General features: G+C 64.9%; 9 protein-coding genes. 6 read left to right on the top strand and 3 right to left on the bottom strand.

Annotated features, from left to right (window positions below):
• From CDO35_RS19200 to CDO35_RS19190, 3 genes are all read right to left on the bottom strand, one after another.
• Nucleotides 1-206, bottom strand: a 206-nt coding sequence (locus tag CDO35_RS19200; RefSeq protein WP_143507350.1) for an aminotransferase class III-fold pyridoxal phosphate-dependent enzyme, incomplete at its 3' end; no start/stop codon positions are given.
• Nucleotides 207-228: 22 nt separating this feature from the next.
• Nucleotides 229-852 carry a thiamine phosphate synthase gene (gene thiE / locus CDO35_RS19195; RefSeq protein WP_099526248.1) on the bottom strand — a complete coding sequence of 208 codons (624 nt, stop codon included), beginning with the start codon at nucleotides 850-852 and terminating at the stop codon, nucleotides 229-231.
• Complete coding sequence (locus CDO35_RS19190) at nucleotides 849-1646, bottom strand: hydroxymethylpyrimidine/phosphomethylpyrimidine kinase (protein ID WP_166432424.1); 798 nt, start codon at nucleotides 1644-1646, stop codon at nucleotides 849-851. The genes thiE and CDO35_RS19190 overlap by 4 nt, the downstream gene beginning before the upstream one ends.
• A gap of 143 nt (nucleotides 1647-1789) precedes the next feature.
• On the opposite strand from CDO35_RS19190, the gene CDO35_RS19185 reads away from it, so the two are divergent.
• The 6 genes from CDO35_RS19185 to CDO35_RS19160 all read left to right on the top strand — a co-directional run bounded on the left by CDO35_RS19185 (nucleotide 1790) and on the right by CDO35_RS19160 (nucleotide 9914).
• Nucleotides 1790-2950, top strand: coding sequence for an MFS transporter (locus CDO35_RS19185; protein WP_099526246.1), 1161 nt, complete (start codon nucleotides 1790-1792; stop codon nucleotides 2948-2950).
• A 90-nt stretch (nucleotides 2951-3040) separates the two neighbouring features.
• Nucleotides 3041-3787 (top strand): siderophore ferric iron reductase, encoded by a 747-nt coding sequence (locus CDO35_RS19180; protein ID WP_099526245.1) that lies wholly within the window; start codon nucleotides 3041-3043, stop codon nucleotides 3785-3787.
• Nucleotides 3781-4548 carry an ABC transporter ATP-binding protein gene (locus tag CDO35_RS19175; RefSeq protein ID WP_099526244.1) on the top strand — a complete coding sequence of 256 codons (768 nt, stop codon included), beginning with the start codon at nucleotides 3781-3783 and terminating at the stop codon, nucleotides 4546-4548. The genes CDO35_RS19180 and CDO35_RS19175 overlap by 7 nt, the downstream gene beginning before the upstream one ends.
• Nucleotides 4549-4550: 2 nt before the next feature.
• The gene (gene fhuB, locus CDO35_RS19170) at nucleotides 4551-6527 is read left to right on the top strand and encodes a Fe(3+)-hydroxamate ABC transporter permease FhuB (RefSeq protein ID WP_099526243.1); all 1977 of its coding nucleotides are present in this window, start codon (nucleotides 4551-4553) and stop codon (nucleotides 6525-6527) included.
• Nucleotides 6524-7414, top strand: a complete 891-nt coding sequence (locus CDO35_RS19165) for an ABC transporter substrate-binding protein (protein WP_099526242.1) — start codon at nucleotides 6524-6526, stop codon at nucleotides 7412-7414. The genes fhuB and CDO35_RS19165 overlap by 4 nt, the downstream gene beginning before the upstream one ends.
• 91 nt (nucleotides 7415-7505) lie before the next feature.
• Nucleotides 7506-9914 (top strand): hybrid sensor histidine kinase/response regulator, encoded by a 2409-nt coding sequence (locus CDO35_RS19160; protein WP_099526241.1) that lies wholly within the window; start codon nucleotides 7506-7508, stop codon nucleotides 9912-9914.
• Nucleotides 9915-9965 lie beyond the last annotated feature (51 nt).

Genomic DNA, 9965 nt, shown 5'->3' with positions numbered 1-9965 from the left:
GGGTGGCTGTGGCCGAGGATCATCGGGCCCCAGGAACCGACATAGTCGACGTAGCGCTTGTCGTCTTCGTCCACGACGTAAGCGCCTTCGGCATGCTTGAAGAACAGCGGGGTGCCGCCGACGCTGCGGAAGGCGCGCACCGGCGAGTTGACGCCGCCGGGGATGTGTTTCTGGGCGTTGGCGAAGAGGATTTCGGAGCGGGACATGGCAGGTCTCTCTGGAAGCGAATCAGTCGAACAGCGCAGCAAAGGCGTGGGCGCGGTCTTCCACCTCAAGGGCGGAGTCGGCAGCGAACAGCGCGTGGATCACGGCGACCATGCTGGCGCCACGGGCGATCAGGCCGGGTGCGGTTTCCAGGGTCACGCCGCCGATGGCGACGATGGGCTGGGCAAAGCGCGCGCGGGCCTGATCCAGCAGCTCCACGGTGGCAGCCGGGGCGCCGGGTTTGGTGTTGGAGTTGAAGAAGCGGCCAAAGGCGATATAGCTGGCGCCCTCGGCGACGGCGCGCTCGGCTAGCTCCAACTGGGCATGGCAGGTGCCGCCAATGACTGCATCCGTACCGAGACGGATGCGGGCGGTGGCCAGCGAGCCATCGGTCTGACCCAGGTGCAGGCCGGCGCCCAGGCGCGCAGCCAGTTCCAGGTCGTCGTTGATGATCAACGTAGCGCCGTGGCGTTGGCAGAGTTCGGCCAGTGCCTGCGCTTCATCGAAGCGGCGTATCGCATCGCCTGATTTGTCGCGGTACTGCAGCAAGCGCGCGCCGCCAGCCAGCGCCGCTTCGGCGTAGGGCAGCAGCTTGCCACCCGCCAGCAGAGGGGTATCGGTGATGGCGTAGAGGCCGCGCAGACTCATTGGCCGTAATCCAGTGGCAGGCGGCGTGGCACATACTGGCCGTGGCCGGGTTGCTCGGCGTCACGCAGGGTGCACCAGGTGTAATCGAGGGCGCTTTTCACCGCGCTGACCAGTTCTTCACCCAGCGCCAGGCGACCGGCCAGGGTGCTGGCCAGGGTGCAGCCGGAGCCGTGGTAGCTGCCGGGCAGGCGTGCGCAGGTAAAGGTGTGGCGACTTCCATCGCGGCTGTACAGGCGGTTGTGCACTTCGGCTTCGTCGCCGTGGCCGCCGGTGATCAGCAGGTGCTCGATGAAGGGCAGCAGTTTCTCGGCGCACTCGTCGGCGCTGCCTTCCGGCAGTTCGGCGAGGATGCGCGCTTCCGGCAGGTTCGGCGTGGCGATGGTGGACACGGCGAACAGGCGTTCGCGCATGGCATAGCCGACGTCATCCTTGCCCAGCGAACCGCCGCCGCCGGCGCGCAGCACCGGGTCGCAGACCAGCGGTACGCCAGGCAGCTGGCTCATCACTTCGAGCACATTCTCTACCATCTCTACCGAGCCGAGCATGCCCAGCTTGACGGCGGCCACCGGCATGTCGGCGATCACTGCGCGGGCCTGGGCCAGTACCCAGTCGCGGTCGAGCACGCGGAAGTCGGAGACGTTGACGGTATCCTGCACGGTCAGGGCGGTCACCGTCGGGGCGGCGTGGCAGCCTTGAGCCAGCAGGGCTTCGATATCAGCCTGCAGGCCGGCACCACCACTGGGGTCGTGACCGGACATGCAGAGCACTACGGGGCGGAAGTTTGGCGTTTTCATGGTGCGCGAGCTTATCACTAACAGGCCTGAAGTCGCTGCACGCCATGCCAGTTGCTAGCCTTTCTGATTCTCGTCTGTATTGGCATTAGCTGGTCTGGAAGTGGCATCATGCGCGCCCCTGCCGCCTTGCCCGAATGCCTCCAATGACGCTGCGTACCTGCCTGATCATGATGACCGCCCTGGCGGTGATCACCGATAACCTGATCATTCCTTTTTACCCGCAGTATTTCGCCGAGCGTTTCGATAACCCGCCGGAGCAGCATGTCGGCCTTTATCTGGCGGTGGTCAGTCTGGTGGTGATGTCGGTGTTCCCGCTTTGGGCGCGCCTGGCCAAGCGCGTGCACCCGGTGCGCATTCTGATCAGCGCGCAATTGATGGCCGGCAGCCTGACCGCAGCCTGCTATTTCATCGACTCGCTGCCGCTGTTCTGGGTGGTGTCGCTGCTGATGGTGGTGTTCAAGGGCAGCTACCTGCTGATGTACCCCTACGTGATGAGCCTGCAGCAGCAGGACAACCACACCCAGACCATCGGCACGTTGTCGGTGGTGGTGCACTTCGGCGCCATTCTCGGTGCCGCGCTGGGCGGCCTGATCCTGCAGATCATGAACATTGGCGACGTGTTCCTGGTAATGGCTGCTGGCGACTTCATCCAGATGGCCATCTGCATGCACCTGGTGCGTGGCTACCTGCCGGCACCAGGCGAGCAGCCGGCAAGCGACGAGGCGCCGGTGAAGAACGAGTCGCGCAGCCTGCCGGCGATCTACCGCCTGTGCCTGGTGATGCTGCTGTTCTACTTCGTGGGTTACGTGACCCGGCCGTTCTTTGCCGTCTATTGGCAGCAGGTGGCGCACTGGAACAGCGAGATGGCGGCCGGCTTCGTCTATGCGCTGCCCGGCGCCGTGGCCGTGTTGGCGCTGTGGTGGGGGCGCCGCGCTACCCAGCAAGGCAACACCCGTGACGGCATTCTTGCCGGTCTGCTGTTGGGCGCGGCAGCCACTTTTATTCAGGGGTTTGGTGATCAGTGGCTGATCCTGCTCGGCCGAGTGCTGTTCGGTTGGGCGCTGTATCAAGTCACCGTGCGTCTGGATGCCTTGCTGTTCGAACTCAGCTCGCCAGAGCACTACGCGGTAGATTTCAGCAAGATCAATATCTTCCAGTGCCTGGGCAATATGGGTTCGGCCTATGGCGCAGGTTTATTGGTCAGCCACTACGGCCAGGCCATGCCGTTCTGGGTCGGTGCTGTCGGCTTGCTGCTGACTGCGGCGCTGTTCCCGTTGCTGGTGCGAAAACCCAAGACTGCGTGAGTCTTGAGTGGCGAATGATAATTTGATGCAGATGCGTATCAATGATTAAATTCGCCCTTCGCACTGCTTCCATCATCCGGGTTCGCCGCGATGCACGACCTTCACCACTTGCTCGACGTGATCTCCCGCAGTCTGCCTGGGCTGCAGGGCCGTATCGGTGATGCCGAGGCTGATCTGCTGGTTTGCGGCAGCGATGGCAACGCACAGCGTATCGCTACGCTTTATCAGCACTGGCGCCAGGCTCACCCCGAAGCCGGGCCGCATTACTGGACGGTGCGCAGCTGGACCTACCTGGTCTGGCAACCCATCTACCTGACCTTGCTCGGCGTGCATCTGGCGCAGCGTATGCCCTGTCTGTCGACGCTTGGGCAGGATGTTCAAAGTGGTGTGGTGTTGGGCTTCTGTCTTCCCGATCACTGCCCGCAACGGGCTGCAGAAGACGAGCTGATCAACCTTGCTGGCAGCCAACTAGCCGACCTGCTGCGCCGCCAGCATGTCGAGTTCTGTCAGGTGCAGAGCATCCACGGCAAGCTGGCTCAGCGGCTGGCAGCCGACTTTGTGCTGGCCGCGTTGCTGCTGGTGCAGCGTCAACTGAACCTGGACAACCAGCAACTGCGAGGGTTGTCGGCGCGCTGGCTGGAGGCATTGGGGCTGCGCGGTGGTAGTGAGCTGCTGGAAGTGCGCCTGGAGGATGGACGTGACTGCCTGACCCTGGAGCGTAAGGCCTGCTGCCAGCATTTTCGCCGCTGCGACGGCGAGCTGTGCAGCACCTGCCCGAAATTGCGTCGTGACGAGCGCCTGGTGCGCCTGCGTGAGGAGCTGGCTCAGGCATGCTGAATCTGCGTGATATCGAAGTGCGTCGTGGCGAGCGGGTGACGCTGGCAGTGGACGACCTGCACCTGGAAGGTGATCGTTTCACCGTGATCCTCGGCCATAACGGCTCGGGCAAGTCGACCCTGATGAACCTGCTGGCGCGGCAGTTACAGCCGACCCGAGGCTCGCTGCAGCTCGATGAGCGCGACCTGGCCGGTTTTTCCGCCCGTGACTTCGCCCAGCGCGTGGCCTTCCTGCCGCAGCACCTGCCCGACGTCGCCGGCCTGACCGTGCGCGAGCTGGTGCGCCTGGGGCGCTTTCCCTGGCGTGGATTGCTCGGCCGCTGGCGCGCCGAGGACCATGCGGCGGTCGATCAGGCGCTGGCCCAGACCGATGTCGCCCATTACGCCGATCACCTGGCCGACAGCCTCTCCGGTGGCGAGCGCCAGCGTGCCTGGATCGCCATGCTGCTGGCCCAGCAATCGCCCCTGCTGCTGCTCGACGAGCCCACCTCGGCGTTGGACCTGGCGCACCAGTACGAGCTGATGGGCCTGCTGCGCCAGCTCAATCGCGACAGCGGACGCGGCATCGTCGCCATCCTCCACGACATCAACCTCACCGCACGGCATGCTGATCGGGTGATCGCCCTCAAGCAGGGACGGATCTTCTTCGATGGCAGCCCAGAGGAGCTGCTCAGCGGGGCGTTGCTCAGCCAGCTCTACGACATCAACATCGAACTGATCGAGCAGCCCGGCAGCGCCCGCAAGATTGCCGTGGTGGCCTGAGCATGGCTGCAGTTTCGGCGCCGTCACGCCACCTTCTGACACTGCTCGCGCTGCTGCCGCTGGCACTCCTGCACCTGTGGCTGGCGGCCGATCTCGCTCCATTCGAGCTGTGGACGATGCTTGCTTCTGCCGAGCACAGCTTCGAGTTTCTGCAGCTGCAACTGTCGGCTCTACCCAGGCTGAGCATGGCGCTGCTGACGGGCGCTGCGCTGGGCCTGTCCGGCAGCCTGCTGCAGCAGATCACCCAGAATCGCCTGGTGTCGCCCATGACTATCGGCGCTTCGTCCGGGGCCTGGCTCGGGATGGTGCTGGCCACCTTGCTGGTGCCTACCTTCGCGGCCGATCACGGGCAGTGGGCGGCACTGCTCGGTGCGCTGCTGGCGGTTGGCCTGGTGCTGCTGATTGCCGGGCGCAGCGGTATTGGCGGGCTGCCGCTGGTGCTGGGTGGCATGGCCATCAACCTGTTGTTCGGCGCCCTGGCTGCCGGGCTGGTACTGATCAACAACCAGTACACCCAGGGGCTGTTCGTCTGGGGCGCGGGTGATCTGGCGCAGATCGACTGGCACTGGGTGCAGTGGCTGTGGCCCAAGCTATTGCTGGCGCTGCCGCTGCTGATCCTGGCGCCGCGGCCGTTGAGCCTGCTGCAGCTTGGCGGCGATGCTGCCCAGGGCCGTGGCCTGGCGCTGTGGCCGGTGATGCTGGTGCTGTTTCTGGCAGCGCTGTGGTTGTGCTCGGTGTCGATCACGGCGGTCGGCCTGATCGGTTTCATCGGCCTGCTCACACCGAACATGGCGAAGATGCTCGGCGCCCGCACGGCGCGAGACGAGCTTCTCTACAGCGCGCTGCTTGGCGCCTTGCTCTTGCTCAGCACCGACGCCCTGGCACTGCTGGCCAATCGTCTCAGTGGCCAACTGGTGCCCAGTGGTGCTGCCGCCGCATTGATCGGGGCGCCAGTGCTGTTGTGGTTGGCGCGCCGCCACCTGGCTGCGGAAGATCCGCGTGGTCTGCAACTGCCGCGCGGCGCCGAGCACTTCGGTTGGCGCAGTGCACTGTGGGTGGCGGTCTTCGCATTGTTGGCGCTTACCGTGGCGCTCGGGCTGGCGCGCGGTATCAATGGCTGGCGTTTTGAGTGGCCGTCGGCGTTGGTCTGGTCGCTGCGCTGGCCGCGTGTGCTCACGGCTGCTTCGGCCGGCGCCGGCCTGGCGATTTCCGGCCTGCTGCTGCAGCGTCTGCTGCGTAACCCGCTGGCCAGCCCGGATATCCTCGGGCTCTCCGCCGGGGCCACGCTGGCGGTGATGCTCGCGCTGATCATCTTCGGTGGTGCGCTGCTAGGCGCGGTCGCGCCGCTGGCGGCCTTCGTCGGCAGCCTGGCGGTGCTGGCGGTGTTGATGCTGCTGGGGCGGCGTCATCGCTACTCACCAGCGCTGATGGCGCTGCTGGGGATTTCCCTTGGCGCGCTGCTCAACGCGGCGCTGCAGTTCGTGCTGGCCAAGGGCAGTGGCGACTCGTTCGCGTTGCTCGGTTGGCTGGCTGGCTCTACCTACCGCGCTACACCGGCGCAGGCCTTGGGGCTGACGCTGGGCGTGCTGCTGTTCGGCGCGCTGGCGCTGCTGTTTCAGCGAGCCCTGACGCTGATCGGTATCGGCGACGGGGTAGCCGCCAGCCGTGGCCTGAACGTGCCGCGCTTGCGTCTGGCGTTGCTGGTGCTGGTGGCGCTGCTGTGTGCGTTGGTAACCAGCCTGCTCGGGCCTGTGGCGTTTCTGGGGCTTTTGGCCCCGCATATCGCGGTGATGCTCGGCGCGCGCCGGGTACTGCCGCAACTGCTGCTGGCAGCCTCGCTGGGCGCGGTGCTGATGCTGTTGGCGGACTGGGTGGGCCGCACCCTGATATTCCCGTTGCAGATTCCGGTGGGCATTGTTGCCTCGGTGCTGTGTGGCGGTTACTTCGTCTTCTTGTTAATCCGTGGGAGGTTGACGTGAAGCGTTGCTTGCTCGGCCTTCTGCTGCTGTGGCTGACGCCTGCCTGGGCGAGTAATGCGCCACGGGTCGCTGCACTGAGTTGGGAGGCCACAGAGCATCTGCTGATGCTCGACGTGACGCCGTTGACCGTGGCCGATGCCGGTGACTACCGCGCCTGGGTGGTCAGGCCGACGCTGCCTGAAGGCGTGCCGTCGAGCGGTTCGCGCCTGGAGCCCAACCTTGAGTTGCTGGCCGAGTTACAGCCTGAGCTGATCGTCATTCCACCGGTGCTGGAAGACATTCGCCCGTTGCTCGAACGTATCGCGCCGGTACAGGTGTATCAGGGCTTCAGCCAGCAGCATGACAATCAGCAGGTGCAGCGCGAGGCGTTTCTCGACCTGGCGCGCTCCTTGGGGCGCGAGGTGTTGGCCGAGCAGCGCCTGCAGGCGATGGACGCCGAGCTGGCGCAATGGCGTGAGCGGCTGCAGGCCCATTACGCAGAGCACTTGCCGGCCGTCACGGTGATTCGCTTCTCGTCGCCGACCGCCGCCCTCATCAACGGCCCCAACTCCATGCCGCAACATGCGCTGGCGCTGCTCGGCCTGCAGCCGGCACTGGACCTGCCGCCGAGCCCCTGGGGCATCACTCAGGTGCCGATCACCACCCTGGGGAGGATCGAGCAGGGCGTGGTGCTGCATATCGAACCCTTCCCCCAAGAGGCGCAGTTGTTCGCCTCACCGCTATGGCAGGCCATGCCGTTCGTGCGCGAGCAGCGCTTCGCCGCGATGCCCTCGACCTGGACCTACGGCGGGGTGTTTTCCCTGCAGTACCTGGCTGAGGCGATAGGTGAGGCGCTGCTTAAACTGCCGTCTGAATCTGGAAAAGCGCCCCAACAGCCCCTAGAGTAGAGCGATTAGAATATAAGTCTGCCGTGCGTGGCGGCGCCATCTGATGGGCTAATGGGGGCCTGGGCGTCGTTCGACAGGGTTCTGGAGTTGTATGTACCGGCTGCTCCTGCTCATCGTGAGCATCGTTCTTCCTTCGCTCGTGGGCGCTGTTACCTTCGACGAGCAGACTCGCGCCCTGCCGCTGGGGCAGAGCATGTACGTGTTCGAAGACGTACGTGGCGATGCCAGCATCGACGATATCGCCTCGCCGGCTGTACAAGGCAGCTTCCGCCTGCATGACAAGCCTGTGCTCAATGCCGGCTATTCGCGTTCTGTGTTCTGGCTGCGGCTGGATTTGCACTACTTGCCACAGCAGGCGCCGGGCGCGCGCAACTGGCTGCTGGAACTGGCCTACCCACCGCTCGATCACCTGGAACTTTATCTGCCGGATGAAGCGGGCGGCTTCGCGTTGGCTCAACGCACTGGCGACGCCTTGCCCTTCGATAGTCGGCAGATCCGCCAGAACAACTACCTCTTCGAGTTGAACCTCGAGCCAAACCAGGAAAAGCGCATTTATCTGCGCCTGGAAAGCCAGGGCTCGATCCAGGCGCCGCTGACCCTGTGGGCACCCAATGCCTATCTGGAGGAGCAGCCGGGGCGCATCTATGTGCTCGGCATCATCTACGGCGTACTGCTGGTGATGCTGGTCTACAACCTGTTCATCTTCCTCAGCGTCCGCGACCCCAGTTACCTCTATTACATCCTCTACATCGCCTCGTTCGGCCTTTACCAGATATCGGTGAACGGTGCCGGCATCGAGTACTTCTGGCCCAACAGCCCCTGGTGGGCCAACGCCGCCACGCCCTTCATGATCGGCTCGGCCGCCCTGTTCGGCTGCCAGTTCGCGCGCAGCTTCCTGCATACCTCGGAACACAGTCCCTGGGTCGACCGTCTGTTGTTGCTGCTGATGGCCTGCGGCGCCGTGGTGATGGTCCTGGCGTTGTGCATCAGTTACGCGACCGCGCTGCGCCTGGCCACCTACCTGGCCCTGCTGTTCACCGTGGTGATCTTCGCCGCCGGCATCCTCGCCTGGCTGCGCGGCATGCGCGTGGCGCGCTATTTCATCTTCGCCTGGACGGCGTTCCTCGTCGGCGGCATCGTCAATACGTTGATGGTGCTGGGGCACCTGCCCAATGTCTTTCTCACCATGTACGCCAGCCAGATCGGCTCGGCCCTGGAAGTGGGCCTGCTGTCGCTGGCCCTGGCTGATCGCATCAACGCGATGAAGGAAGAGCGCACGCGCATCCTCCAGGAAGCCGGACGCAAGCTCGAAGCATTGAACCAGGAGTTGGCCGACAGCAACCGCTTCAAGGACGAGTTCCTCGCCACCGTCACCCACGAACTGCGCACGCCGATGAATGGCGTGATTGGTTCGCTGGAACTGATGCAGACGGTGAAGATGGACATCGAGCTGGAGCAGTACCAGAAGACCGCCGCGACCTCCGCGCGCGACATGATGCGCATGGTCAACGATATCCTCGCCCTCACCGAACTGCAGGCCGGCAAGCTTTATCCACGGCGTGAGGCGTTCAGCCTGCGTGGATTGTTCGATGGCCTGCGTGCCCAGTACGCGCCGCGCGCTGAGGACAAGGGGCTGACCTTCGCCCTGGAACTGGACGACAACCTGCCCGATACCCTGGAGGGAGACGCCGCCAAGCTGGCTCAGGCACTGGGCTACCTGCTGGACAATGCCATCAAGTTCACCAGCGAGGGCGGTGTGACGCTGCAGGTCGGCCGTGCTGATAGTGTGGGTGGCAACCTGCCGCTGAGCGTGCTGGTCTGCGACAGCGGTATTGGCTTCGCTCATGAGGGCGATCTGTATCAGCGCTTCCATCAGCTCGACGGGTCCATGACCCGCAAATATGGCGGCCTGGGCATTGGCCTGGCGATCTGCCGGCAACTGGTCGACCTGCTCGGCGGCAGCCTCAGCCATGAGTCGCAGCCCGGATTCGGCAGCCGTTTTCGTCTCAACGTACCGCTGACGTTGCCGCAGCAGCAGGCGGCGCCGATCGTGCGTCCGCCGCGTGCGCAGAGCGGCACGGTGCAGCGCCAGGCGCAGCAGTGCACGGTGCTGATCGTCGAGGACAATGCGATCAACCAGTTGGTGACTCGCGGCATGCTGCTCAAGCTGGGCTACCGCGTGCGCACCGCCGACAACGGTGCCGAAGCGCTGGAGCTGCTGCGCAGTGAAAGCGTCGATGCCGTGCTGTTGGATTGCCAGATGCCGGTGATGGATGGCTTCGCCACTTGCCGCGCACTGCGTGCCCTGCCGGGGTGCGCCGAACTGCCGGTGCTGGCGATCACCGCCCATAGCCACAGCGGTGACCGCGAACGCTGCCTGGCCGCCGGGATGAGCGATTACCTGGCCAAGCCGGTGAAGTTCGAGGAGCTGCGCGTGCTGCTGCACGACTGGGTGCTCTGCCGTCCAGCCACGGTTTCCGGTGGCGCCGCTCCGCTCTGACACCCCGCAGCCTCATTCTTGGGATAGGCCGCAGATTTGGCCGGATCGTCC

The organism is Pseudomonas sediminis, from assembly GCF_002741105.1.
GTDB classification, from domain to species: Bacteria; Pseudomonadota; Gammaproteobacteria; order Pseudomonadales; family Pseudomonadaceae; genus Aquipseudomonas; species Aquipseudomonas sediminis.
Note: the sequence above shows the minus strand (reverse complement) of the source record. Positions and strands in the feature narration are given on the sequence as shown.

Excerpts from the sequence above, each read along its gene's own strand:
- CDO35_RS19175 (WP_099526244.1), top strand. The coding sequence starts at position 3,781 with ATGCTGAATCTGCGTGATATCGAAGTGCGTCGTGGCGAGCGGGTGACG.
- CDO35_RS19185 (WP_099526246.1), top strand. The coding sequence starts at position 1,790 with ATGACGCTGCGTACCTGCCTGATCATGATGACCGCCCTGGCGGTGATC.
- CDO35_RS19160 (WP_099526241.1), top strand. The coding sequence starts at position 7,506 with ATGTACCGGCTGCTCCTGCTCATCGTGAGCATCGTTCTTCCTTCGCTC.
- thiE (WP_099526248.1), bottom strand. The coding sequence starts at position 852 with ATGAGTCTGCGCGGCCTCTACGCCATCACCGATACCCCTCTGCTGGCG.
- CDO35_RS19190 (WP_166432424.1), bottom strand. The coding sequence starts at position 1,646 with ATGAAAACGCCAAACTTCCGCCCCGTAGTGCTCTGCATGTCCGGTCAC.
- CDO35_RS19180 (WP_099526245.1), top strand. The coding sequence starts at position 3,041 with ATGCACGACCTTCACCACTTGCTCGACGTGATCTCCCGCAGTCTGCCT.
- fhuB (WP_099526243.1), top strand. The coding sequence starts at position 4,551 with ATGGCTGCAGTTTCGGCGCCGTCACGCCACCTTCTGACACTGCTCGCG.